Source organism: Streptomyces sp. NPDC039423 (assembly GCF_055598725.1).
Genome location: NZ_JBVKAH010000004.1, coordinates 18287 through 42966, shown reverse-complemented (window position 1 = coordinate 42966; position 24680 = coordinate 18287). Strand labels below are relative to the sequence as shown.

General features: G+C 73.2%; 21 protein-coding genes. 15 read left to right on the top strand and 6 right to left on the bottom strand.

All coding sequences use genetic code 11. From position 1 onward, the window contains the following. Window positions 1-5 precede the first annotated feature (5 nt). Together ACZ7LK_RS14390 and ACZ7LK_RS14385 are read right to left on the bottom strand one after the other, a co-directional pair. Window positions 6-1007: a ScbA/BarX family gamma-butyrolactone biosynthesis protein gene (locus tag ACZ7LK_RS14390; protein ID WP_392273816.1), complete on the bottom strand. Its 1002-nt coding sequence runs from the start codon at window positions 1005-1007 to the stop codon at window positions 6-8. A gap of 253 nt (window positions 1008-1260) precedes the next feature. Continuing rightward, window positions 1261-2145 (bottom strand): LysR family transcriptional regulator, encoded by an 885-nt coding sequence (locus ACZ7LK_RS14385; protein ID WP_392273817.1) that lies wholly within the window; start codon window positions 2143-2145, stop codon window positions 1261-1263. A gap of 126 nt (window positions 2146-2271) precedes the next feature. Here ACZ7LK_RS14385 and ACZ7LK_RS14380 point away from each other — a divergent pair, with 126 nt between their 5' ends. Continuing rightward, entirely contained in the window at window positions 2272-3333 is a 1062-nt protein-coding gene (locus tag ACZ7LK_RS14380) for a YncE family protein (protein WP_471140737.1), read from the top strand. Window positions 3334-3397: 64 nt separating this feature from the next. Here ACZ7LK_RS14380 and ACZ7LK_RS14375 read toward each other — a convergent pair whose 3' ends face one another. Then, window positions 3398-4513: a GNAT family N-acetyltransferase gene (locus ACZ7LK_RS14375; RefSeq protein WP_392273819.1), complete on the bottom strand. Its 1116-nt coding sequence runs from the start codon at window positions 4511-4513 to the stop codon at window positions 3398-3400. Continuing rightward, on the bottom strand, window positions 4506-5798 hold the full coding sequence (locus ACZ7LK_RS14370; RefSeq protein WP_471140734.1) for an ATP-grasp domain-containing protein: 1293 nt from the start codon (window positions 5796-5798) through the stop codon (window positions 4506-4508). The genes ACZ7LK_RS14375 and ACZ7LK_RS14370 overlap by 8 nt, the downstream gene beginning before the upstream one ends. A 260-nt stretch (window positions 5799-6058) precedes the next feature. Here ACZ7LK_RS14370 and ACZ7LK_RS14365 point away from each other — a divergent pair, with 260 nt between their 5' ends. The 9 genes from ACZ7LK_RS14365 to ACZ7LK_RS14325 all read left to right on the top strand — a co-directional run bounded on the left by ACZ7LK_RS14365 (window position 6059) and on the right by ACZ7LK_RS14325 (window position 17369). Next, a complete protein-coding gene (locus ACZ7LK_RS14365) occupies window positions 6059-7342 on the top strand; it encodes an MFS transporter (RefSeq protein WP_471140731.1) in 1284 nt (427 codons plus the stop codon). Further along, entirely contained in the window at window positions 7342-8202 is an 861-nt protein-coding gene (locus tag ACZ7LK_RS14360) for an alpha/beta fold hydrolase (RefSeq protein WP_392273822.1), read from the top strand. The genes ACZ7LK_RS14365 and ACZ7LK_RS14360 overlap by 1 nt, the downstream gene beginning before the upstream one ends. 318 nt (window positions 8203-8520) lie before the next feature. Then, window positions 8521-9243 carry a class I SAM-dependent methyltransferase gene (locus tag ACZ7LK_RS14355; protein ID WP_392273873.1) on the top strand — a complete coding sequence of 241 codons (723 nt, stop codon included), beginning with the start codon at window positions 8521-8523 and terminating at the stop codon, window positions 9241-9243. Continuing rightward, the gene (locus tag ACZ7LK_RS14350; protein ID WP_471140727.1) at window positions 9240-10541 is read left to right on the top strand and encodes a preATP grasp domain-containing protein; all 1302 of its coding nucleotides are present in this window, start codon (window positions 9240-9242) and stop codon (window positions 10539-10541) included. The genes ACZ7LK_RS14355 and ACZ7LK_RS14350 overlap by 4 nt, the downstream gene beginning before the upstream one ends. A 4-nt stretch (window positions 10542-10545) precedes the next feature. Beyond that, window positions 10546-11157, top strand: a complete 612-nt coding sequence (locus tag ACZ7LK_RS14345) for an SET domain-containing protein (protein ID WP_392273824.1) — start codon at window positions 10546-10548, stop codon at window positions 11155-11157. Window positions 11158-11369: 212 nt separating this feature from the next. Next, on the top strand, window positions 11370-12803 hold the full coding sequence (locus ACZ7LK_RS14340; RefSeq protein WP_392273825.1) for a KamA family radical SAM protein: 1434 nt from the start codon (window positions 11370-11372) through the stop codon (window positions 12801-12803). Window positions 12804-12892: 89 nt separating this feature from the next. Continuing rightward, window positions 12893-14215: a lysine N(6)-hydroxylase/L-ornithine N(5)-oxygenase family protein gene (locus tag ACZ7LK_RS14335; RefSeq protein WP_471140724.1), complete on the top strand. Its 1323-nt coding sequence runs from the start codon at window positions 12893-12895 to the stop codon at window positions 14213-14215. A 107-nt stretch (window positions 14216-14322) separates the two neighbouring features. After that, window positions 14323-15375, top strand: coding sequence for an NAD(P)/FAD-dependent oxidoreductase (locus tag ACZ7LK_RS14330; RefSeq protein WP_471141543.1), 1053 nt, complete (start codon window positions 14323-14325; stop codon window positions 15373-15375). Next, window positions 15372-17369 carry a class I tRNA ligase family protein gene (locus ACZ7LK_RS14325; RefSeq protein ID WP_471140721.1) on the top strand — a complete coding sequence of 666 codons (1998 nt, stop codon included), beginning with the start codon at window positions 15372-15374 and terminating at the stop codon, window positions 17367-17369. Before ACZ7LK_RS14330 ends, ACZ7LK_RS14325 begins: the two co-directional genes overlap by 4 nt. Window positions 17370-17460: 91 nt before the next feature. Here the strand turns inward: ACZ7LK_RS14325 and ACZ7LK_RS14320 are convergent, their stop codons facing one another. Next, window positions 17461-18198 carry a hypothetical protein gene (locus ACZ7LK_RS14320; RefSeq protein ID WP_471140719.1) on the bottom strand — a complete coding sequence of 246 codons (738 nt, stop codon included), beginning with the start codon at window positions 18196-18198 and terminating at the stop codon, window positions 17461-17463. Window positions 18199-18342: 144 nt separating this feature from the next. Between ACZ7LK_RS14320 and ACZ7LK_RS14315 the strand changes: the two genes are divergently transcribed. Then, window positions 18343-19317, top strand: coding sequence for a hypothetical protein (locus ACZ7LK_RS14315; protein WP_471140716.1), 975 nt, complete (start codon window positions 18343-18345; stop codon window positions 19315-19317). A 106-nt stretch (window positions 19318-19423) separates the two neighbouring features. Continuing rightward, on the top strand, window positions 19424-20632 hold the full coding sequence (locus tag ACZ7LK_RS14310) for a glycosyltransferase (protein WP_471140713.1): 1209 nt from the start codon (window positions 19424-19426) through the stop codon (window positions 20630-20632). 94 nt (window positions 20633-20726) lie between these two features. Here the strand turns inward: ACZ7LK_RS14310 and ACZ7LK_RS14305 are convergent, their stop codons facing one another. After that, window positions 20727-21398 (bottom strand): LysE family translocator, encoded by a 672-nt coding sequence (locus tag ACZ7LK_RS14305; protein WP_392273831.1) that lies wholly within the window; start codon window positions 21396-21398, stop codon window positions 20727-20729. Between the two features lie 757 nt (window positions 21399-22155). Between ACZ7LK_RS14305 and ACZ7LK_RS14300 the strand changes: the two genes are divergently transcribed. The 3 genes from ACZ7LK_RS14300 to ACZ7LK_RS14290 all read left to right on the top strand — a co-directional run bounded on the left by ACZ7LK_RS14300 (window position 22156) and on the right by ACZ7LK_RS14290 (window position 24574). After that, a complete protein-coding gene (locus tag ACZ7LK_RS14300) occupies window positions 22156-22488 on the top strand; it encodes an STAS domain-containing protein (RefSeq protein ID WP_392273832.1) in 333 nt (110 codons plus the stop codon). Window positions 22489-22609: 121 nt separating this feature from the next. Continuing rightward, window positions 22610-23506: a YihY/virulence factor BrkB family protein gene (locus ACZ7LK_RS14295; protein ID WP_392273833.1), complete on the top strand. Its 897-nt coding sequence runs from the start codon at window positions 22610-22612 to the stop codon at window positions 23504-23506. 207 nt (window positions 23507-23713) lie between these two features. Then, window positions 23714-24574: a D-alanyl-D-alanine carboxypeptidase family protein gene (locus tag ACZ7LK_RS14290; protein WP_392273875.1), complete on the top strand. Its 861-nt coding sequence runs from the start codon at window positions 23714-23716 to the stop codon at window positions 24572-24574. The last annotated feature ends 106 nt before the right edge of the window (window positions 24575-24680 follow it).

The window sequence follows — 24680 nt, the reverse complement described above, 5'->3', positions numbered from 1 at the left end:
CGGGGTCAGAGCGGTCGGGAGGCCGCCGTCACCGTGGCGGAGAAGACGTCCTCGCCCTCCTGGTGGCCGGTCACCCGCACCAGCCGGTGCCCCGCCGCGGTGGGCTCCGGCAGGACCTCCGCCCCGACCATGCAGGGCGTGTCCAGCTCGGCGTACCGGGTGAAACGGCCGGTCATGGCCAGCGGGAACGTACCGCCGTCGCCGAGCGCCGCGGCCGCCGCCTGCCTGGCCGCCTCCAGCAGGACCATCCCTGGGACGTGGTCGACCGGGTGGTCGAACAGCACATGGTGACGGCTGTCCGCGCGCAACTGCCAGCGGCTCTCCTCGCCGATGGGGGAGAGGACCACGTCCATGGGTGACGTCCGGCCGACGCTCTGCGGCGACGCGGGAGCGGTCAGGGGGATCGGCGGCCGCCCGTCGGCCGCCCCGCGGCCGGCCCGCAGCCGTCGGTAGACCGCCGGGGAGGTGCAGGTGTACGACGCGCTCCCGGTCACGGCCACCTGGCCGCCCCGCCTGATCACCGCCGTGTAGCGCAGACCGGTCAGGTTGTCGCCGCGCCGCTTGACCTCCGTGCACACCACGTCGATGTCCAGCGCGGCCGGGGCGTCACCGACCAGCACGTGCTCCGGGACGACGGTGTATTCCAGGTCCCACATCAGGAAATGGTGGCCGAACGGGACGCCGAACTCCGCGTGGGCGAGGAGCGATCCGATCTGACGGATCGTTTCCGCCGCCAGCAGCGGGTCGTGGTGACCGTCTATCGCGCTGAAGAAACTGTGCCCCCTCGGCCACTGGCCGGTCACATGGAAATGGGTGTCGTCCAGGCGCCGCCAGTCGGTGAGCATGACCTCGGCGACGGCGGCCCGGTGCACGAACTCCTTGGGCACGGTGGTGGTCAGGGAGGGGAAGCGGAAGGCCGGCGGGCAGTGGGCCGGGCCCGCCCCCCGGTCCTCCGCGAGCGGCGGGGCGCTCGGGGAGTGCTCCGTCCGGAACGTGCTCGTAGTCATGTTTCCCCCCAGGACGCACTCGGTGTACAGCGGGCCGAGACGTCCGCTGCTCTCCAGCCCCGAAGATACATACCAACCGGTTTAATTTCCACCTGCGTTTTCGCAACTGGCATGTGCGCCAAGCACGTTGGTCGCCCAAGACGGCCGAAAGACCGGCTGCATTTGTCTCGATCCCCATGCCGGGGCTCCGTCGGAGGTACGGAACGACAGGAGCACCGGACCACGAGGCCGCGGTCCGGCGCCCGGGCGGCCGTCATGTCCGCCAGGCCGTGAGCACCCTGTCGCGCAGCCACGCGTGCGCCGGATCGGCGTCGTTGCGCGGGTGCCAGGCCATCTCGAGCGTCAGTGGGGGCAGGTCCAGCGGCACCTCGAAGCCGTACAGCCCGAATGCCCGGGCGACCGGCTCGGTGGCGAGGCAGACGAAGTCGGCCTGACGGCACAGATGCAGCGCGGCGGACCAGCTCGGGACGACGGCGGCGACCCGGCGTCGCAGACCGAGGGCGGCGAGCGCCTCGTCCACCGGGCCCCGCACCCGGCCCCGCCGGGACACCCCGATGTGCTCGGCGGCGGCGAAACCGCGCACCGTGACCCGTTTCCGGGCGGCCAGGGGATGTTCGGGCCGGACGACCCCGAGCAGCCGTGCCTCGCCCAGGAGTTCGGTGCGGGTCTCGGGGTCCGGGTGCCCGATGACGCCGACCTCGAGGTCGACCCGCCCCTCGCGCAGCGCGGGGGTGCCCTCCAGGCTCTCCGGCAGGAACCGGAGCGTGACGCCCGGGGCCTCCCGTGCGACGGCACGGATGAGCCGGGCCGCGAACCCCGCGAGGAGCAGGTCGTTCGCCTGGACGGTGAACTCGCGCACGAGGGCCGCGGGATCGCTGACCGGCTCGGGCGCGAGCAGCCCGCGCGCCTGGCGCACGACCGCGCGCACCCGGGGCCGCAGCGCGACGGCACGGGGCGTGGGCACCAGATGACGTCCGGCCCGTACGAGGACGGGGTCGCCGAGCGCGGTACGGATGCGGCCCAGCGTGCGGCTCATCGCGGGAGCCGACACATGCAGCCGGGCGGCGGCGCCGGTGACGCTCTCCTCCTCCAACAGGGCGTCCAGGGCGACCAGAAGGTTCAGGTCGAGCGACTCCAACGGTGTGACTCCCCCCACACGGACGACCGCGCCCGTCCGGCCCGGCCACCCCGATTGATCCGCACGCACATACTCATTGACATCATTGCACTGGAGTCAATCCGCGACCCGCCGGAAGCTGGGCGCATGAACCCGACACACAACGACGTCCTGGCCGTGGTGAGCCAGAGCGGCCCCACGGTGACCTTCTTCGACACCCTGACGTACGACCGGCTGGGCGAGGTCGCCGTCCCCGCCGAACCGCACGAACTGTGCTTCGACACCGCCCGGCGGCGGTTGTACTGCACGATCACCTACCGCTCCGGCTACTACCACGCCAACAGCGGGCCGGCGCGCGAGATCGTCGTCATCGACCCCGATGAACGGCGGGTGACCGGAGTCGTCGGCCTCGCGCCGGAATGGGCGCCGCACGGCATCGCCCTCGACCCGGCCGGCGCCCTGCTGTGGGTGAGCGTCGAGGCGCACGGGGACGAGGAGGGGGCGCTCGTGGCACTGGACGCGGACACACTGCGCCCGGTGCGGCGCGTGGCGGTGGGCGCGCCCGGTCCCCACTGGTTCACCCTCACGCCCGACGGGAGCCACGCCTACACGGCGAACAAGGAGGCGCCGTTCGTGTCCGTCGTCGACGTACGGCGGGGAACGCTCGCCGGCCGGGTGGACATGCCGGGCGGCACCGAGGGCATCACGGTCTCCGGGGACGGGCGGCACGTGTACGCGGCCTCGCCCAAGGGGTCGCTCGACGGCGTCCCGGTCCGCGACGCGGGGGTGCGGGTCATCGACACGGCGACCGGCGAGGTCGTGCGGACCCTGCCCACGGACGGCGTCGTCTTCCCGGTGCACATGACCTCCACCGGGCTGCTGCTGGCCGGCGAACTGCGCATGGCGCCGGGCGGGTCGGAACCGGGTGGGGCGGCGCTGGGCGCGCAGGCCCCCGGCGTGCTGCACGTGCACGGTGACGCGGGCCGGCACGCCCGGATCCCCGTCGGTGCCTTCCCGCTGACGATCACGTCCTCACCGGACGGGCGGTACGCGTACGTCTCCGCCGTGGTGTCCAGCACCGTGACCGTGGTGGACCTGGTCGCGGAGTCCGTCGTGACGACGCTGACCGTGGCCAGGACCGGTGAACCGGGCGCCCACGGGCTGGCGTACGTGCCCGCCGCGCCCGCCCGCGCCGCCGCCTCCACCTGAGACCGGAGCGGTGGAGGACGGCCGGCGGGCGGCCGCGACGGCGGCCGGAGCGGTGCGCGGGCGCTCACCCGGCGGGCCAGGCCGCCAGCGCGTCGAGCACGGCCTCGGCCCGTGGCGTCAGCGGCTTCACGGCGAGGACCTGCGGCATGGCGCGCGTACCCCTGATCAGCTTGGCGTGGTCCGCGCTGGTGCCGTACTCCAGCACCTTGACGTCCGGGTCGGAGCAGGCGTGGGCGATCGGCAGGTGGTAACCGACCACCGAGTACATGGGCAGCCCGCGGCCGATCTCATAGTCGAACCCGGCGTGGAAGCCGTACAGCCGGTCCTCGTGGTGGAGCCACAGCGTCATGGCGAACAGCCGGCCCTCCAGTTCCGCGGTGAACACCGAGGCGGGCACGTGCTTCGCGATGGCCGCGAACCAGTCGGTCATCTGGTCGAGCGTGGACGACTGCTCGTACTTCCGCTCCAGGTTGTGCGCGAGCGCGGCGATCCGCTCGACGTTGGAGCCGTCCAGGGCGGTGTGGCCGGTGACGACGCCCGCCTCGGCGAACAGCCGCAGTTCCTTGCGGATCCGGACGCGCCGGCGGGACGGGAGCGCGGCGAGGTACGCCCCGTGGTCCCGGTGGTCGGAGTCGAGGACGTGCCGTGCGGGCGCGGGCAGTTCGCGGAAGCCCGCCCGTTCCAGGTCGGCGCGCAGAGCGGTGTCGCCGGCGTCGAGGAAGGGGAAGAAGACCGCCCGGCCGCCCCATCGCCGGCCGGTGGCCACGGCCTCGTCGATCAGGCCGCGGCGGGCCGTGGCGGCCTCCCGGGCGGTGGCACCGGGGCGGGTGAGGACGGTGGAGTTGAACCATCCGCCGCACATCAGGGAGGGCAGGAGGGCGTCCTCGAGCTCGCCGGCCGGCAGGTGACGGGCGCCGGGCAGTTCCCGCACCATCTTGTCCAGGCGGCAGGTGTCGTCGTCGACCGCGCGGTCGAACGCCAGCACCGTGAGGCCCGCGGTGAGGTCGTCGTCCTCGCCGGCGACGAGGCACCCGTGGGCGGCGGGCACCCAGGGCCCCACCCGGTCCTGTTCCACCGCCAGCCACCGGGGCGTGCAGAACAGGTCGGCCGGGCCGCACAGGGCCGCCCAGGAAGGCAGGGCAGCGGCCCGCGCGAGGTCCAGGATCCGGGGCTCACGCATCGCCGCGCCCCTGGTCCGCACCGCGCAGGGTGTCGGTGAACCAGGACGCCACCTCGACGAGGCGGGCCCGGGCGGCCTCCTCGGTGGGCGCGTGGACGAGGGCCTTGGCGGCCAGGAGGTGGGAGGCCTGGCGCATGTCGTCGACCACGTCACCCTCCTTCGCCCACAACTGCGCCTCCACCACCCCGGGCCTGGCCTGGATGTCCCCCCGGGTGGGGAGGTTGCGGAGGGGCCCCGGCGGCGCGGTGAGGTTCGCCCAGCCGAAGGAGCCGGGACGCGGCTCCCCCGGGCCGGCCGGGGCGGGGGAGGGGACGTCCAGGACGGCCGCGGCCCACTCGTCGTACAGGTCGGTGCCGTACTTGCCGCGTACGGCCTCCAGGATCATCCCCCCGCCGATACGGCCCGCGCACTCGCTGAAGGTGAGGACGCCGTCGTCGTGGAAGGCCTCCAGGTGGAAGACCCCGTCGGTGTGGTCCAGCGCGGTCAGGGCCCGCTCGGTCAGACGGGTGGCGGCGTCGGTCAGCCCGCGCTCCGCGACGTCGTCCAGCGTGGCGGAGGCGACGAGACGGCCGTGGTGGACCTCGACGACGTTGTGCAGGTACCGGCTGACCGAGGCCAGGACGAGCTTCCCGTCGCGCACCGCCCCGTCGACGTGCAGTTCCTCGCCGGGCACGAACGCCTCGACCAGCCACGGGCCGACGGCACCGCCGGCCTGTTCGGCCAGGGTGTCCAGCGTGGCGGCCATCTCCTGCCGGACCCGCACCACATGGGTGTGCTGGGAGCCGGCGCCGGCGGGCGGTTTGACGACGAACGGCAGGCCGATGCCGTGCGAGGAGACGGCCCGTTCCACCGCCGCCAGGTCCGGCACGCGCACGCACGCGGCGACCGGCAGGCCGGCCCGGCGCACCAGCCTCTTCTGGGCGGCCTTGTCGCGCAAGGACAGCGCACCGGCGACGGGGACCGCACGCCGGCAGCCGAGGTTGCCGAGGACGGCCGCGGTGACGATCGCGAACTCGTCCTCGGAGCACACGGTCCAGAACCGGTCGGGCGCCAGACCCAGTTCGTCCAGCGCGCCGAGCACGCTCTCGGGACTCGTGTGGTCGCCGGCCACGGCCAGCGGGCCGTCGAAGCCCTCCTCGGTCGGCTTGAACCGATCGGACGACGACACGACACAGGCCACCCGCGCGCCGAGACGCCTCAGCGCCTCGACGGCCTCCCGCTGCCACCCCAGATAGAGAATGTCGTGCTCCGCGCCGGTCGGGCGCGGTGAGAACTCGTTCGCCACCCTGCTCGTCCCCCCTCGGAATTTCGCCAAGCAGTCCGCATTACGCGCTGGCCGGAAAGATACGACCCCCCTGGCCGACGTACAGCGAGGCTTCCATAGGTGCTTTGCCTGTGGCAACATCACTCTCGCTCGAACGCATGCGTACCACTGGTATCTTCACGACACGGGGGACTTCGCGTGATGTGTTTCCGTGCGCGGCACACCGCGGACACGGCCGGCTTACGAGTGAGCGCGTCAGCATGACGCCACCGCAGGGTTCAGTGGATTCTCCGAATCCGGTCGTCACGTACCGACAGGTCCTCGCAAGCCGTAACGTTCCACAACTCCTGCTCGCGGCATCCCTGTCCCGACTGGCGCACGGGATGCTGCTGTTCGTCATCGTGCTGTACGCGCTCGCCGAATTCGACTCGGCCTCGGTCGCCGGAATGAGCGGCTTCTTCCTCACCCTCCCGGGGTTCCTCATCAGCCCCGTGGCCGGCGCCGTTCTCGACCGGTTCGGCGCGCTGCGGGCGGTGGCCCTGGACACCGCGGCCAGCGGACTGATCATCGGCGCCATCGCGGTGTTCTCCCTGGCCGACCGGCTGACGCCGGTCATCCTCTACGTCCTGCTGACGCTGTTCTCCCTGACCAGCCCGCTGACCGACGGGGGCATCCGGACGCTGTTCCCGCAGTTCGTCCCGGATTCCGCGTACGACCGGGCCAACGCGCTGGACCTGAGCACCTATTCGGTGATCGAGGTGGGCGGGCCGCTGGTCGCCGGCACCCTCTTCGCCGGACTCGGGGCCAACCCGACGCTGATCACCGTGGCCGCCATGTACGGGCTCGCCGGGCTCAGCCTGGCCCTGCTGCGCGCGGGCACGTCGGCCGGGGCGGGGACCGCCGCCAAGGCCGCGTCCCCGGGCGCCGCGTCCGGCGCGGCCGACACGACCGGACCACGGCCGCACCTGCTGCGCTCGGCCTGGGAGGGCGTCGTCTACCTCCTGCGCAACGCCACCCTGCGCGGACTCGCGGTCTCCTACTCCCTGTTCCAGGTGTCGTACGGGATGCTGGTCCTCATCGTCCCGGTCGCCATCGCGCGGTGGGGCGCCGAGGGGGACGCGTCGAGCCGCTGGGTGGGCGTGGTGTGGGCCGTCGCCGGGCTGTGCGGCGGCATGGGCGCGCTCGTGGCCGGCAAACTCGTCCGCGCCGGGGTCGAACGCCGCTACCTGGTGGGCGCGACCGCGCTCGCGGCCGTCGCGATCTTCCCCCTCAGCGCGCTGGGCTCGCTCGTCGCCCTCACCGCCGGACTGGCCGCGTTCGGCCTGATGGAGGGGACGGTCAACGTCAGCCTGCTCTCCCTGCGGCAACGGCGCACCGACCCGGGCTGGCTGGGCCGCATCATGACCGTCTCCATCAGCGTCAACCTGATCGGGTTCCCCATCGGCACCGCGGCGGGCGGCTTCCTGGTGGGCGCCACCTCGCCGCAGAACGCCCTGGCCGTCGCGGCGGTGCTCACGGTGGCTTCCGCGCTCTGCGCCCGGCTGCTCGTACCGAAGGAGGCGTGATGGCGCTGAGGCCGGCCGCCACCCGGTACGGCAGCGGCCCCCTGCTGGTGTGCCACCCCGGCGGGCCGGGCATGCACCCGCACTACCTGGACCCCCTGGCCGCCCTCGCCGCCCCGGGCGGCCGGACGGTGGCCGTGGTCCACCCGCGCGGTACGGGGGACAGCCCGCGCCCCGGGGGTCCGGACGCCTACCGGCCGGAGCGGTACGCGGAGGACCTGGTGGCCTGGATCGAGCGGGAGGCGGGCGGACGGCCCGTCGACCTGCTGGGCCATTCGCACGGCGGGGTGGTCGCCACCCTGGTCGCCGCGGACCGCCCCGACCTCGTCCGCAGCCTGGTGCTGCTGGCGACACCCGCGTACGGCGGCGACGAGGCCGAGGCCGTGGCGGAGGCGTTCCAGCAGGCCCGGCGCGCGGAGCCGGCGGTGGCCGGGGCGCTGGAGGTGCTCGCCGCGCAGGGGGACGAGTACCCCCCGGACGACGCCGCCCTCGGCCGGCTCATCGCCGACGTCATCCCGCTGTGGGTGGGGCCCATGACACCGGCGGTACGCGCCTGGCAGGCACGGCTCGCCGGGTGGCCGGCGAACACCGACGCGCTGCGCCACTTCAACGAAGCCGTGTTCCCCCGCCTGGACGCGGTGATGGAGCGGGCCGCCGACGTGGTCCGTCCCACCCTCGTCATCGCGGGGGACCTGGACGGCTGGGCCGGCCCCGACCATGTCGCACGCCTCGCCCGGTCCGTCGCCCGCGGCACGCCCGAAGTCGTCGCCGGCGCCGGGCACATGTGCCACGCCGATGCCACCGAAGCCGTCACGACGGCGATCCGGCAATTCCTGGACCGCAAGTCCGCAATTCACGTATGATAGGAAAGAACGGGGGAAAGGCCGCGGACCGGCGGCGGGGGAAATAATCAGCATCATTGCTTTTCATTCACCGACCTTCACATGAACGAGTCTTGCCCGCTCCCTTTTTCCTGCCCATTGACGGGCGGCCGGGAGTTTGTTCCGGAAATTCCGACGGTATTTCGACGGTAGTCCGCCGGTGGCAAGGCTGCGCTTTTCCTGTCGCCATGCGGGCATGCCCGGTTCTCCTTCCGGGAGGCATGGCACGCCCGTCCGCGCCCGGCCGTGGCGACGATGTTCCGACCATCGCGAGAAAGCGAAAGGAAGCATCCCTTGAGCGTGCAACAGGACTGGGAAGAAGACGACTCGGGCGAGTTCATCGAGCTGGGCGAGTACTTCGTCCCGGAACGCGACGTGCAGATGGACGTCGTCACCTCGCTCGTCCCGGAGCCCGAGGGCCCGGCGCAGATCCTGGACCTGTGCTGTGGCCAGGGCCGGCTGAGCGGGGCGCTCCTCGCCGCCTTCCCGCAGGCCACCGTGGTGGGACTGGACCTGAGCCCCACCATGCTGGGCACCGCGCAGCGGGAACTGTCCTCCTACGGCCCCCGCTTCGTCACCGAGAAGTTCGACCTCGCCGCCAAGGACTGGCGCACCCGGGAACAGGCACCGGCCGCGGTCGTGTCCTCGCTGGCCGTCCACCACCTGGACGGTGACGGCAAACGCGAGCTGTTCACCGATGTGTTCGCCATGCTGCGCCCCGGCGGAGCCCTCGTCATCGCCGACCTCGTCCAGCCCGTCGCCGAGCGAGGCCTCGCCCTCGCCCGCCGGATGTGGAACGAGTCGGTCCAGGCGCAGAGCCTGGCCGGGACGGGCGGTCTCGAACCGTACGAGCGGTTCCACGCGCTGGAGTGGAGCTGCTACGAGTACCCCGACGAACTCGACAAGCCCTCCCCGCTCTTCGACCAGCTCGGCTGGCTCCGCGACGCCGGGTTCACCGACGTCGACGTCCACTGGATGAAGGCCGGCCACGCCATCTACGGCGGCGTGAAGCCCCGGAAGTGAGGACAACCACCGTGCACCGCGAGCACCCCCTGCTGGTCTTCGGCAACTTCGTCAACGAGCTGATGGTCACCGTCCCCGTGCACCGCCACGCCGACGCGCTCGTCGCCGTCTCGCCGCGCAAGATCTGGCTCACCCAGCCCGGCGACGTCCTCGTCACCCCCCGGCCCATGTCGGAACCGCTGCGCGACTACGCCTGCGACCTGCTCGGCTTCTCCCCCTCGGACGTCACGCTGCTGGACGCCCCCACGGACGGCCTGGCGACACTGACCGCCGCAGTCCGCCGCAACGGCCTGGTGGAGCGGCTGCGTTCGGAGGTACGGCAGCGGCCCGGCATCCGGATGCAGGCCTTCGCCCAGGACCGCCCCGCCGTCGAGTTCGCGGCGGAGATCGGCGTACCCGTGGAGGGGTACGGGCCGGACGGCGTGCCCGCGAGCGCCGTGGAAGCCGCGTACCGGATCAACACCAAGCCCGGCTTCCGGCAGCTCGCCGGCGACCTCGGCATCAGGGTCGCCGACGGGCTCACCTGCGACACCCCCGAGGAACTGGCCGCCGGCCTGCGTAAGGTCCTGGCCGAGAAGGGCGCGGCGGTCGTGAAGCCCGCACGCGGCTCCAACGGCTACGGCGTCGGCTTCTGGGACGCGGCGGACCTGCCCGAGCTGGACGCCAAGCTCGCCGCCTACCTCCCGACGGTCGCCGAGCAGCCCCCCGGATGGGTGGTCGAGGAACGGCTCGACTTCGCCCGGGTGGTGACGGTCGAGATGGAGGTGTACGAGGACGGCCCCCGCGTCATGCACGTCGGGGAGATGCGCACCCCCAACGGCAGCTTCAGCGGGCAGGTCACACCGCTGGTGGCGAGCAGCTCGGCGGTGGAGGAACTGGTCGAGGGCGGGCTGGCGCTGGGCCGCCACCTCCACGCGGAGGGCTACCGAGGCCCCTTCGACATCGACGGCGGCATCACCGCGGACGATGTGCTCTACTCCACCGAGAGCAACGTCCGGAAGACCGGCTGCACCTACCTGGACCTGCTCGTCCGGCGGCTGCTCGGCACGGAGCGGGCGGCCAGGGCCGTATGGGCGGCCGACTCCCGGCCCGGCGGGGTCGAGCGGGACTTCGCCGCCGGCCTCGCGCGGGTCCGCCGGGCGGGCCTCGACTTCACCGCCGGCGCGCGGGAAGGCGTGGTCCTCACCTCCGACACGCTCGCCTTCGACGGCAAGTGGCGCTACCTGGTCCTGGCCGAGAGCCACAGCCGGGTGGACGAACTGGAGTCCGGTCTCGCCGACGTGCTGAAGCTGTCGTGATCCCGTGCTGACCAAGGGGATCGACGTACGCGCCAGCCGCACCCACAACGTGGGACTGTTCGCCACCGAGCCCATCCCGGCCGGGACCGCCGTCTGGGCACCCTGCACCAAATGCTCCCGCTGGTCGAAGGAGGAGGTCGCGGCCCTGCCCGAGGCGCGCTTCACGGCGCTCGACACCTACGGGCACCTGCTGCGGGACGGCAGCCTGCTCCTGCCCTGCCTCGGCGCCTACCTGATGAACCACTCCTGCGACGCCAACGTCCTCGACCTCGGTCTGGACTTCGGCATCGCCGTACGGGACATCGCCCCCGGCGAAGAGGTCACGTGCGACTACGCGACCTTCGTCGAGGACGCCGGCTGGAGCATGCGGTGCCTGTGCCGCGGCCCGGACTGCCGGGGAACGGTCACGACGGACCAGGGCACCGACCCCGCCGTCACCGGACGCTGGAAGGACCGGGTGGAGGCGGCCCTGCGGCAGCTCCCCGAGGTGGACCAGCCGCTGCACGACGTGCTCACCACCCTGAGCGAACCCTACGGCCGGGCGCTGCGCGGAATGAGCACCCTGGACCAGGTGTCCAGCGGCGCGAGCGTGTGCGCGCCCTCCTTCGTGCGCTGACCGCCCGGCCGGCCGGCTCCGGACGCACGGCCACCCGTGCCGGCGCCCGGGGCCACGGCCCGGCTCCCGCACGCCCCGCGGCACCGGCGGCCGCGGGGCGTGGGGCGGCAGCGGAGCGGCAGCGCCGGTACGGGGTGGCGAGGGCCCGCCAGGGCCCGTACCCCCACCGTCCCGCCCCCGGCACCGACGTGGAACCGACCGAGAGGATTGGCATGTCCGACGGCCTGCTACAGCCGTACTCCTACCGCCGCACGGAGGCCGAGGAACCCGACTGGCGGCGCTTACCCGGGTGGCGCGAGGCCACCGAGGAGGAATGGAACTCGCCCCAGTGGCAGCGAGCCCACTGCGTGAAGAACCTCCGCCAACTGCGCGCCGTCACCGGCGACCTGCTGGACGACACCTTCTTCGCCGACCTGGAGCGCGACCAGCGCGAGCGTGCGACCATGTCGCTGCTCATCACCCCGCACATGATCAACACCATCGCGCCGCACGCACCGTCCGGGCGGCCGGGGTCACTGACCGACGCCTACTACGCCGACCCGGTCCGCCGCTACATGCTGCCGGTGTTCTCCGACCGCCGGACCGACTTCCCCTCCCACCCCTACGCCGACCGCGACTCGCTGCACGAGCGGGACATGTGGGTCACCGAGGGGCTGACACACCGCTACCCCACCAAGGTGCTGGCGGAACTGGTGACGACCTGCCCGCAGTACTGCGGGCACTGCACCCGCATGGACCTCGTGGGCAACTCCACCCCCCAGGTCGGCAAGACCCGCTTCGTGCTCAAGCCCGAGGCACGGCTCCAAGCCATGATCGACTACCTGCGGAAGACCCCGAGCGTGCGGGACGTGGTGGTCTCCGGGGGCGACATCGCCAACGTGCCGTGGCCCCGGGTCGAGGCGTTCGTCGACGCGCTGCTGGAGATCGAGTCCGTACGGGACGTACGGCTGGCCAGCAAGGGCCTGATCGGGCTCCCGCAGTACTGGACCGACGCAGCCGTCCTGGCCGGTGTGGCACGGCTGTCGGAGACGGCCCGCGCGCGGGGCGTACAGATCGCGCTGCACACCCACGCCAACGCCGAGCAGCAGATCACCCGCAGCGTCGCCCACGCCTCACGGCTGCTCCTGGACGCCGGCCTGCGCGACGTCCGCAATCAGGCCGTCCTGCTGCGGACCGTCAACGACACCCCGAGGGCCCTGCTGGACCTGTGCTTCGCCCTGCTCGACCGCGCCGGGATCATGCCCTACTACTTCTACATGTGCGACATGATCCCGTACAGCGAGCACTGGCGGACGTCGGTCGCCGAGGCGCAGGAACTCCAGCACGCCATCATGGGCTACCTCCCCGGCTTCGCGACCCCGCGCATCGTCTGTGACGTGCCCTTCGTGGGGAAGCGCTGGGTCCACCAGCTCACCGACTACGACCGGGTGCACGGCATCTCCTACTGGTCGAAGAACTACCGCACCCACCTCGACCCGGGCGAGGCCGACGACCTGTCACGGCTCTACGAGTACTACGACCCGGTGTACACCCTGCCGGACGAGGGCCGCGAGTGGTGGCGGTCGCACGCCCTCGACAGCTCCGCCCCCGGCGCGCCCGCCCCCCGCGTCGCCACCCCGGGGCCCCGCTTCTCCGCCGTGCGATGAGGCCCTCCGCCCCGCGCGCCGCGACCCCCCACCGGTGGACCGGCGCAGTCACTGATCCCTTCATCGTCACCCGAAAGAGAGGCCCGGACATGGGACACAACCGTCCCGACCGCCCCGTGGCGCACTACCGGTGCATCGGGGTCGGAGTGGGGCCGGCGAACCTGAGCCTGGCATCCCTCCTGCACACGCCCGCCGAGGTGTCCAACCTCTTCCTCGACCGGAAACCGGCCTTCGGCTGGCACGACGGACAGCAGATCGCCGGCACGACCCTGCAAGTGTCGCTGTTCAAGGACCTGGTCAGCCTCGCCGACCCGACCAACCCCTTCTCGTTCCTCGCCTATCTGCACGACCAGGGCCGCGCCTACCACTTCATCAACGCGCAGTTCACCGCCGTGCCCCGGCAGGAGTTCCGCGACTACCTGGCCTGGGCCAGCGCCCGCAACGACAACATCGTCTTCGGCGAGGAGGTGCGGGAGGTCGGCTTCGACGACGGCGTGTTCCGCGTACGCACCGACCGGCGCACCCTGACCGCCGACAACGTCGTGCTCGGCGTCGGCAGCCGCCCCTACGTACCGCCCCAGGCGTCACCCCGACCGGAACCCACCCAGTTCCACGTCAGCGAGTTCACCACCCGGGCACGCGACATGGGCGGCAAGCGGATCGTGGTCGTCGGCGGCGGGCAGTCCGGCGCGGAGGCCTTCCTGGACCTCATCTCCCGGCCCGGCGACGCGCTGCCCCGGCGGGTGTCCTGGATCTCCCGCCGCCGCAACTACTTCCCGATCGACGACTCGCCCTTCACCAACGACTTCTACATGCCCTGCCACTCCGACTACTTCTACGGCCTGCCCGTGGACGCGCGGAAGGCCTTCAACGCCGAGCAGGTGCTGAGCAGCGACGGGATCTCCCCCCACACCCTGCGGGCCATCTACCAGCAGATGTACGTCCACCGCTTCGTCGACGGACTGCCCGACCTGGTGCGGCTCCACCCCAACCGCGAGGTCGTCGAGGTCGGCCGGGGCATCGGAGACACCTGGGACATCGCGACACGGCACAACGAGCAGCCCGGGGAACTGGAGCGGCACGAAGCGGACGTGGTCGTCTGGGCGACCGGCTTCCGGCCCGCCCCCACCGACTTCCTCGCACCGATCGCCGACCGGCTGGAGCGCGAGGACGGCGAACTGCGCGTCGACCAGGACTTCGCCGTACGGTGGGACGGCCCGCCGGACCGCAACATCTTCGTCCAGAACGCGGTCCGTCAGCAGCGCGGACTGGCCGACCCCAACCTGAGCCTCAACGCCTGGCGCAGCCGGCGCATCGCGGACCGGCTGCGCGGGGTGCGCAGCGACGACCCGCTGGCCTCGTTCATCGAGTGGTCGACGAAGACCGGCCCCAAGAACGCGTGGCTCCCGTGACGGCGCCCACCGGCCCGGTGCTCCCGGCCGTGGGCGGGGACGCGGACGCGGTCGTGGACAGCGGCCCGGACGCGGTCGTGGACAGGGGCGTGGACACGGACGTGGACGTGGTGGTCGTCGGGGCCGGGGTCATCGGCTGCATGACCGCCCACGAGGTCGTGACCCGCCGCCCCGGCACCTCCGTCGTGGTCCTGGACCAGGACACCATCGGCTCCGGCGCCAGCCACCGCTCGGCCGGCCTGCACTTCCCCCGCGGCGCCACCGAACGGGTGCGCCGCATGGCCGCCCGCAGCCAGGACGCCTACGCCGCGCTGCTGAACCGCTACCCCGACCTGCCCGTCCGCCCCCTGCCCATGACCGTCGTCGCCTCCGCGGACCGCGCGGCGGAACTGCACGCGGCCTACCTCCCGAGCGCCCGCCTCCGGCCCGTGGCCGGCCCGCCCGACGACCGGGTCCTCCTCCCGCCCGGCACCGCGGCCTGGCAGGGCGACGGCTGCCAGTACGCCGACGTCCCCGCGCTGACCCAGCTCCTCGCCCGGCGGCTGCGCGGCCGGGCCGCCTTCCACGAGGGCGTGCGCGTGACCGGCGTACACCCCGGCGAGAAGGCCGTCGAGATCGACCTGAGCACCGGCCGGACCCTCACGGCGCAGCGGGTGCTCCTCGCCCCCGGCCCCTGGCTCGACGCCCCCGCCTGGCAGGGGCTCGTGGCACCGCTGGGCGCCCGGGTGAAGAAGATCGTGGCGATGCACGTCGACGTCCCGCCGCGCGACGGCGACCACGCGATCGTCTTCCACGACGAGGACGCGTTCCTGCTGCCCCTGCACCACCGCGGACACTGGCTGTTCAGCTACACCTGCCCCGAGTGGGACGTCGACCCCGGATCGGTGACGCAGGGCGTCTCGGCGCGGAACCTCGCCGAGGCCCGGGCCGTACTGGGCCGCTACGCGCCCGCCCTGGTCGGCGACTGCGTCTCGGGGCGGGTCTTCTGCGACGCGTACGGCCCCGCCCGTGAGCCGCTCGTGACCGCGCTCGACCCGCACGGGCGCCTGGTGTTCGCGGGCGCGGCGGGCGGCTCGGGCTACCGGCTCGCACCCGCCATCGCCGAAGAGGCCGCCGATCTGCTCGATCCCGCGCATCCAGCACAGGAGGACCAGAGGTGATCATCAACAGGTACGACCCGGACGCGCTGCACGAGGCGTTCGGCATCGACATGAGCTCCGTCGAGGGCCTGGGCGTGGGAGCCGGCTGGGGGCGGGTCGCCCCGGGCCGCAGCTCCGACAGCCACCACCACGACGAGACCGAGCTGTTCGTCGTCGTCGCCGGCAGCGGCGAGTTCGTGGCCGGCACCGAGCGGTACGCCGCCGAGCCCGGCACGGTGGCGCTGTTCGAACCCTTCGAGTCCCACGTCCTGCACAACACCGGCACCACCGACCTGGTCTTCCTCACCCAGTACTGGCGGGACGCCGAGCGCGCGATGGCCTCCGCCCGCTCCACCGCCCGCAAGGGCTTCGGCGACCGGCCGGTCTTCGTCTTCTCCACCCCGCCCACCCCCAACGGCGATCTGCACCTCGGGCACCTGTCCGGGCCGTACCTGGGGGCCGACGCCTTCGTGCGCTTCCAGCGGATGAACGGCACCCGGGCCTGGCACCTGACCGGCAGCGACGACTACCAGAGCTACGTCCTGGGCGCCGCCCGCAAGGAGGGCGGGGACCCCGCCGGCACGGCGGCCCACTACAGCGCCGAGATCGCCGAGACGCTGCGGCTCATGGACATCGAGCCGGACCAGTACACGGTGACGAGCACCGACCCGCGCTACCCGGACGGCCTGCGGGAGTACTTCTCCCGGCTCGTCGCCTCGGGACCGGTCACCCCCACGGCCGGAGAGGGGCTCTTCGACGCGGAAGGCGGCCAGTACCTCTACGAGGTGGACGTCACCGGCACCTGCCCCCACTGCGCGGCCGCCACCGGTGGCAACCTGTGCGAGGAGTGCGGTGAGCCCAACGTGGTCAGCGACCTGAAGGACCCCCGGTCCTCGCTGTCACCGGCCGCCCCCCGCCGCGAGCCGGTCACCCGTCTGTCCCTGCCCCTCCACGAGTTCGCCGACGTGGTCCGCGAACACCACGGCCAGGGACGCGTCCCGGCCCGGCTGGCCGAACTCGCCCACCGCCTGTTCACCCGCCCCGCCCTCGACATCCCGCTGACCCACCCCTCCACCTGGGGCGTCACCCCCGCCGAGGACACCACCGACGGCCAGGTCATCTGGGTGTGGCCCGAGATGGCGTACGGCTTCCTCCACGGCATCCAGGCCCTGGGGGCCCGCAACGGCGAGGACTGGCGGGCGCTGGACCCCCGGGCGGACTGGAAGATCGTCCACTTCTTCGGTTACGACAACAGCTTCTACCACTCGGTGCTCTACCCGGTCCTCTACAAGCTCGCCTTCCCGGAGTGGGCCCCCGACATCGACTACCACGTCAACGAGTTCTACCTGCTGGAGGGTGACAAGTTCTCCACCAGCCGCCGCCACGCCATCTGGGGCAAGGAGATCCTCGGGCCCGACAGCGTGGACGCGGTCCGGTACTTCCTCGCCCGCACCCGCCCCGAGGGCGAACGCACCGACTTCCGGCGCGCCGCCTACGACTCCGTACTCCGGGACACCCTCATCGGCACCTGGCAGGAGTGGCTCAACGACCTGGGGCGCCGCGTCGACGCCCACCATCAGGGCACCGCCCCGGACGCCGGCAACTGGACCCCCGAGCACTCGGCCTTCCTCGGCAGGCTCGGCAACCGCCTGGCGGCCCTCACCGCCGCGCTCGGCCCCGACGGGTTCTCCCTCCGGCAGGCCGCCGCCGCACTGGACGGCATCGTCCAGGACGCGGCCACCTTCGGGCGCCACCAGGCACTCCTCGCGGGCAACCGGGAGTGGCAGGACGAGAACCGCACCGCGGTCGCCCTCGAACTGGCCGCCGCCCGCCTGCTCGCCACCGCGGCCACCCCGCTGATGCCCCGCTTCGCCTCCCGGCTCGCCACGGCCCTGGGCCTGCCGCGGCCCGAGGCGTGGCCGGACACCGTCGAACTCCTCCCACCCGGAAGCGCCGTCGGCCTCGCGTCCGCCGTCTTCTTCCGGCCCACCCCGGAGACACCCGCCACGGTGTAGCCCCGCCGCCCCGCGAGCCCGGAGCCCCGCCTCCCCCCGCCGGCACACCACCGGCGACACGGGGGCGCGGGGCTCCACCACGACCGTGCAGTCAGAAGCGGTCGGTGCCGAACACGTTCCGCGCCGCCGCCACGAGTTCCCGGCGGGCCGCGATGTGGTTCTCCTTACGTGTCTCCCGGTCGCGGGCGGCGGCCTCCCACTGATGTCGCGTCATGTCGAGGAGGAGAGCCGTGTGGTCGTCGTCGAACCCGGGCAGGCCGCCGAGAGCCTGCTCCGCTTCCACGTACGAGGAAGACGCCGCCCGCTGCGCGGGAGCGACCTGCGGGTCCACCTCCCAGAGGGTCTCGACCGCCTCCCGCGCCCGGACCGCTGCCGCTTCCCCCTGCTTCGCGCGCCTCTGGAGCTCCTTCCAGGCGCGCCTCGCGGGTGCGGCGCGCTGAGCCGTCCAGTACATGCGCCCCACGGCCTTGCGGACGTCGTCGATGGGAACGAGAAGCGCCGCCGGCGCCGCCAGTTCGGCCTCCGCGTGGGCGAGCGTGAACGCGTGCCAGCGCCGCCGGGTCTCGGGTACGGAGTCGGTGCTGTAAAGCTGGTCCGCGGCCTCCATGCATTCGCTGGCGGCTCGCAGGTAGGCCGCCAGCAGCGACCAGCGACGGTCGTAGAGGGCTTGGTGGTGGGTGGCCTCCGCCGCTATCTGCGCGGCCTGCTGGGCGGCCTTGGCCTGGGCCTGACCACCACGTGCCTGGACCCATCCGCCGAGCACCGTACCCAGAGCCGTGCCGCCCACGGCGATGGCGCCGATCAACGCCGAAGTGATACTGGCGTCCATGCCAAACCCCCCTGAAACCCGTCGTCCGTGTAGGTGGCCGTCCACGTGCCGCCACCCGGTATCCGGCGAACGACCCTAGCCGGGCCCCGCGCCCACGCCGACGCGCGTCACCCGACCGCTGGACCGCGTTCTACGGTGTCGCGTGTGACAACAGTGAACCCGAGCGTCGACGCGCTCCTCGCCGACATACCCGCCCTCACGCCCTACGCCCGCAAGGCCACCCTGCTCCGCCCGCGGGCGGGCCGGCCCACCGTGCTCGACAGCCACGTGGGCGGCCCGCTGCTGTGGCCGGCCGAGGAGGAATGGCCGGTGTGCCGGGGCCCGCACATGGTCGAGGTACGGGAGAAGCTCTCCGAGCAGGAGCGCGAAGCCTGGGAGCGGACGGACCGCGCCATGCGCGACCGACGGGCGGGCAAGCCGAACGCCGCGTACGAACTCACCCACGAGGAGGCCGCGCTCCAGTCCCGCATCATGGACGGCGCCGGCGCGCTCGACATGCGCACCTGGGAGCGGATCCGCCGGGTGCCGGCCCCCGCCGTGCCGGGAGTGCCGATGGTCGCGGTGCTCCAGCTCCGCGCGCAGGACGCCCCCACCCTCGACTGGCCGGAGGGCATGGACGTGCTGCAGGTCCTGTGGTGCCCGCAGGAGCACTCCGCCCTGCCCGGGCAGTCGCACTACTGGGGACCCGCCGTCGAGATGCGCCACCGCGCGGCGGCGCGGGCCGCCACCCTGGCGCAGCCCCCCGCGCCGGGCGACGCCGTGGCGGGGTACGTGCCGCGGCCCTGCCTCCTCGACCCGGTCGAGGTGACCGACCTGCCCGACCAGGACGAACTCCCGGACGAGCTGGTGGCCGAGGCCGAGGCCTGGGCGGAGGACCGCGACGCCGAGTACCACCGCGTCCTCTCCTGCCAGGAGGGGTGGAAGGCCGGTGGCTGGCCGAGCTGGCACCTGACGGACCTGATGCGGGTCGACTGCCCGGCCTGCGGCGCACGGAGCCGGCTGTTCCTGACCTTCGACAGCGGCCACGACCCGGACCTCAACGTCGGGCGGTTCGGTGAACTGCGCGTCTTCACCTGCCCGGTGGACGCCGGTCACCCGTTCCGCCTGAACATCCAGTAGCGTCCGGTCGCCGGATCGAGCCCTCGGCCCCGGACGTACGGCGGTCGCCGCGAGGCCCGTGAGGACGACGGCCGAAAGGCAGGCCGGTGCGGAGGAGAATCGCTCCATGCGCATTCTGATCATCACCGCCGGGTCACGGGGAGACGTCGCACCCTTCACCGGTCTGGGGCGGCGCCTGCTGGACGCGGGGCATCAGGTCGCCGTGGCCGCCCACACCGAGTTCGCCGCGCTGCTCGGCGGATGCGGCCTCGACCACCGGCCCGTGCCGGGAGACCCGCGGGAGCTGATCCGGTCCTGGTCCCGGGCCGCCTCACGGGACGAGGTCCGGGCGCTCACGAGGGCGTACGCGGACGGGCTCGCCGACGGTGTGGCGGATGCCGTGGCGGGCGGAGCCGACCTCCTGCTCACCGCTTTCGGGCCGGCACCGCTCAGCCTGGCGGCCGGCGAAGCGTTCGGCATCCCGGTCATCGGCACCTACCTCACACCGGCGTTCGCCACCCGGCACTTCCCGCTGCCCGGCGCGCACCGCACCGGCGACCCGGGGCCGGAGGGCAACCTCGCCGCAGGCCGCGACGTGCTGAAGCGCGCCGAAGGGGTCTTCGCGGGCGCCGTGACCCGCCTGCGCGCCCGCCTCGGGCTGCCCCCCGGCGCGCCCTCGGCCGTGGGGGACCTCCGGCCGGTCTTCCACGGCTTCAGCCCGCTGGTGGTGCCCCGCCCCGACGACTGGCCGTCCCGGGTCGACGTGTCGGGCTACTGGTGGCCCGCGCGGCCGGCCGGCCGCCAGCCCCCGGGCGAACTGGCCGACTTCCTCCAGGCGGGTCCGCCCCCGGTGTTCATCGGGTTCGGCAGCATGGCCCCGGGGGAGGGCGAACGGCTCAGTGAGCTGGTGGGCACGGCCGTGAAGCGGGCGCGGGTGCGCGCCGTGGTGCAGGCGGGGTGGGCCGGACTGAGCGGCCGCGGCGACGACGTCCTGGCCGTCGGCGACGTCCCGCACGACTGGCTGTTCCCCCGTACCGCGGCCGTCGTCCACCACGCCGGAGCCGGTACCACTGCCGCGGGGCTGCGGGCCGGAGTACCCGCCGTGCCCGTACCCGTCATGGCCGACCAGCCGTTCTGGGCCTCCCGGCTCCATCGGCTGGGAGTCGCCCCCCGGTCCGTGCCGTTCCAGGACCTCACCGCCGAAGCCCTCGGCGACGCCGTCACCGCCTGTCTGGCCGAGCCGGCCCTTCGCCGGCGCGCGGCCGAACTCGCCGACGGGATCGCCGCGGAGGACGGCGCCGCTCCGCTGCTCGCCCGGATCGCCGCCATGGAGTGAGCCCGATGAGCGGCTCAGCGGCACAGCGCCATGATCGGGACGCCCGGCGGCCCGGGACGCCGGCGCCCCGGGGCGTGACGCCCGGCGATCACGGTCAGGCGAGGGTGGCGACGCCGATGCCGATGGCGATGAACAGCCATCCGGTGGTCAGCTCCCAGCGGTGGCGGATCGTGGGCCGGGCGAGCAGGGAGCGCAGGCGGGCGGCGACGAGGACCAGGCCGAACCAGTAGACGACGCCGATGACGACGTCCAGGATCCCGAGGAAGAAGATCTGCCGGGTCAGGGAACCGCCGCCGTTGACGAACTGCGGCAGGATGCTGAGGAAGAACAGGGCCGCCTTGGGGTTGAGGACGTTGGTCAGGAAGCCCTGGGTGAAGCCCGACCGCCGACGGCTCCGGGTTGCCCCCTCCTCCTCGGCCGGGGGCGCGGGCTCCGCCGGAGTGCCCGGCACCGGCCCGTCCCCGTGCCGCCGTTCGCGCGCGGCCCGGTGCGCGGCGAGCACCGCCCGTACGCCCAGGCAGACCAGGTAGGCCGCCCCCAGCAGCTTGATGGCGTCGTACACCGCGGGAGAACGGGCGGCGACCACCGACAGCCCGACGGCGGCCGCCAGCATGTGCACGCACAGGCCGGCCTGGGCGCCCAGCGCCGCGGCCCGCCCCTTCGAGGGGTGTTCGGCGGCCGATCGCACCACCACCAGGAAGTCCGGGCCGGGGACCACGTAGGCCACCACCACGACGCCGAGGAAGCCGGCGAGGTCGACCGACATGCGCTCTCCTCCCTCCGCCCCAGGGCGTGTCCGCCGCCGGGGCCGGTTGCCTCCGGGGGCCCCGGCGCGCGCTGCGCCGCGGGCACGGTCAGATGGCCAGGCCCCGTGTGCCGGCCCTTCCGGAGGTCGTACGGGGGCGGATCAGCGTCAGGGCCTTGGGCGTCCCGTACCCGCTGAGGGACGGGACAGGCAGACGATGTCGGCACGGTCCCCGCGTCCTCGAAGGAGAAGAACGGCCCCGTGCGCTCGTGTGCTGGTGGCGCGGAAGGCGCGGAAGGCGCGGAATGCGCGGGTGGCGCACCGGTGCGCCGGTGCGCACGGGGCATGAGATCCGACTTGTGGCGTCATCCCGTCATGCCCGCTTGGGCGGAGACCGTAGCGGTGACACTGCTGAGGAGGGTGTTGTTCACGCCCCGGTGGGGGCGGCGACGACCGCCCGCCGGGCTTCGGCCGGCGACGGCCGTTCGGGCACCCCCAGGCGCTGCTCGGCCCGCCCGCCCCCCGTCGGCGGGGAAGCGGCCGGCGTCTCCCCGGCCCCCCCACGCCGCCCCACCGCCCGCGGAGTGCGTCGTCGAACCGGACGTACGCCGCCCCGCACGGTGTGCCGTACGCGCCGCAGAATCCGTTCGGGAACCGGAAGGGTGAGAAGGCGCATGCGCGACCGTGCCCCCAGGAAGCCATGGAAGAAAGGGTTCCGCTCATCGCGCCGCACGGCCGGCGGCGCGGGCGGGGCCGACGGGGAAGCGGGAGGCGGCACGTGAGAACGCACGTCCAGGCACTGCCTGACGACGACGGCACCAGAATCATCCTGTGCACCGGCGAGTTCGACGTCGTCACCTCCGTCCAGCTCGACTCGGCGCTCGCGGCCGCCGCCGAGGCCCCCGGCGTGTCGCGTACGGTCGTCGACCTCAGCCAGGTGTCCTTCGCGGACTCGACCCTGCTCAACACCCTGGTACGCGGACACCGCACCCAGCACATGATCGTCGCCGGCCCGCTGTGCCCCCAGCTCCGGCGCATCCTGAGGCTCAGCGGCCTGGACACCGCGCTGCGCATCGCCCCCGACCTGCGTTCCACCGCGCCCGCCGACTGACCGCGGCGGCCCCGCCCCGGCGTGAAGGCGCGGCGGCGGGGCAGCAGGGAGGAAAAGCCGTCGGCCGCCCGGCATGGGGGCGGCCGGCGGACCGGGCGGGCCGGAACGGAACGGTGGTTACATGGCGATCGGTGTCCCCGCGAGCGGATCGGCGCCCCGCCGCCCACGCGCCCGGTACGCACGGGCGCTGGCCCGTACGCCGGTCGCCGTCTGGGAGGACGACCTCACCGACTGGGCCGCCGCGCTGACCTACTACGCCGTCCTGGCGGTGTTCCCCGCCCTGCTGGTGCTCGTCTTCGTCATCGCCCTGCTCGGCACCGGGACGCCCCACGAGCTCATCGCGCAGTTCGGCCCGTTCGTACCGAAGGCGGCCCGCCCGGTGCTCGAACAGGTCCTGGCGGGCCGGCAGGAGGGGGCCTCCGTTCCCTGGTTGCTGGTGGTGCTCACCGCCGGTGCCGCGCTGTGGTCGGCCTCCAGCTACCTGGCCGTGTTCCGGCGCGCGCTGCACGCGATGTACGGCGTCCCCGACTGCCGCCCCGCCTGGCGGACGTTCCCCGCCATCGTGCTCCGGGCCGTGACGGTCCTCGCGCTCCTGGTGTGCGGGGTGCTGACGCTGACCGCCGCGGAGCGGGTCGCCCTCGCCATCGGCCGGGGAACCGGGACGGACCGTCAGGTGGCGCTGGTCTGGGCGGGGCTGAAGTGGCCGCTGCTGTTCGTGGTCGTCGTGGCCCTCGTCCTCCTGCTGTTCCGCTCCGGCCCGGCCGAGGCACGCGGACTGCGCGAGACGGTGCCCGGCGGGGCGCTGGCGGTCGCGCTGTGGCTCCTCGCCTCGGTGGGCTTCGCCTACTACACGGCGCACATGGCGACGTACAACCGCCTCTACGGATCACTGGCCGGTGTGGTGGCGTTCCTCGTCTGGCTCTGGGTCTCCCACGTCGTCCTGCTGGCCGGCGCGCAGTTCAACGCCGAACTCTCCTCGGCGGGACGGCCGAAGAGGCCCGACCCCTGCTCCCCCTGAGCACCGGCCGGCCCGTGGACCCGCCGCCTGACGCGTCACTCGTTCGGTGGGTTCCGGCGGTCGGGGTGCATCCCCGGGACCGGTCGGTGTGTCTTCCCGGTAGCGGTCTTTTCGAGCAGCACCACCGCGGCTGCATGTGTGGGAGCGTTGGCTTTGAACAGTAGGAACACCAGTAGGTTCGCGGCTGCGGGCGTCACCGTCTCCGTCGTGCTCACGGCCGCGGCGGGCGCCGTCCCGGCACAGGCGGCGGCAGCGCCAGAGGGACCGGTGCGGGCGGCCCCGGCGCGGCAGCCGTCGATCACCGCCAAGGGCGGCTTCGTGATGAACGCCGGTACCGGCGCCGCCGTGTACGCGAAGGGCGCCGACGGCCGGCTCCCCACCGGTTCCACCGCCAAGATCATGACGGCCGAGGTGGTGCTCGCGCGCAAGGGCCTCGACCTAGACGAGAAGGTCACCGTCCAGATGGCGTACAGCGACTACATCGTCGCCAAGACCGCCTCTTCGGCCAGGCTGATCGTGGGCGACAAGGTCACCGTCCGGCAGCTTCTGTACGGGCTGCTGCTGCCCTCCGGGTGCGACGCCGCGTACGCCCTGGCCGACCACTTCGGCACCGGCAGGACCCGGCAGGACCGGGTGCGGTCGTTCGTCGGCAGGATGAACTCCACGGCCAAGGGCCTCGGCCTGAAGAACACCCACTTCGACTCCTTCGACGGCATCGGCAACGGGAAGAACTACTCGACCCCGCGCGACCTCGCCACGCTCGCCGCCAAGGCGATGAAGAACCCGACGTTCCGCGCCATCGTGAAGACCCGTTCGACGAAACAGCGGGTCACCACCAAGAACGGCGGCCACCGCGACATGGCGTGGACCAACACCAACAAGCTGCTCGGCACCTACCGGGGCGCCGTCGGGGTCAAGACCGGCTCCGGCCCGGAGGCCAAGTACTGCCTGGTCTTCGCCGCCACGCGGGGCGGCAGGACCCTCATCGGCACCGTCCTCGCCTCGTCCTCGGAGGCCAACCGCAACACGGACGCCACCAAGCTGCTGGACCACGGCTTCCGCAACTGACACCGACCGGGGCCCGCCCCGCCCCGGCCGGTCCGTTCCGTCGTGGCACGGTCCGCCGGTCCGGGTGCGTCCCGCCGGGCGCGCCGGCCGGCCCCGGTCCGCACAG

Coding starts and splice junctions, on each gene's coding strand:
- ACZ7LK_RS14390 (WP_392273816.1), bottom strand. CDS start 1,007: ATGACTACGAGCACGTTCCGGACGGAGCACTCCCCGAGCGCCCCGCCG.
- ACZ7LK_RS14380 (WP_471140737.1), top strand. CDS start 2,272: ATGAACCCGACACACAACGACGTCCTGGCCGTGGTGAGCCAGAGCGGC.
- ACZ7LK_RS14375 (WP_392273819.1), bottom strand. CDS start 4,513: ATGCGTGAGCCCCGGATCCTGGACCTCGCGCGGGCCGCTGCCCTGCCT.
- ACZ7LK_RS14360 (WP_392273822.1), top strand. CDS start 7,342: ATGGCGCTGAGGCCGGCCGCCACCCGGTACGGCAGCGGCCCCCTGCTG.
- ACZ7LK_RS14340 (WP_392273825.1), top strand. CDS start 11,370: ATGTCCGACGGCCTGCTACAGCCGTACTCCTACCGCCGCACGGAGGCC.
- ACZ7LK_RS14335 (WP_471140724.1), top strand. CDS start 12,893: ATGGGACACAACCGTCCCGACCGCCCCGTGGCGCACTACCGGTGCATC.
- ACZ7LK_RS14320 (WP_471140719.1), bottom strand. CDS start 18,198: ATGGACGCCAGTATCACTTCGGCGTTGATCGGCGCCATCGCCGTGGGC.
- ACZ7LK_RS14310 (WP_471140713.1), top strand. CDS start 19,424: ATGCGCATTCTGATCATCACCGCCGGGTCACGGGGAGACGTCGCACCC.
- ACZ7LK_RS14305 (WP_392273831.1), bottom strand. CDS start 21,398: ATGTCGGTCGACCTCGCCGGCTTCCTCGGCGTCGTGGTGGTGGCCTAC.
- ACZ7LK_RS14295 (WP_392273833.1), top strand. CDS start 22,610: ATGGCGATCGGTGTCCCCGCGAGCGGATCGGCGCCCCGCCGCCCACGC.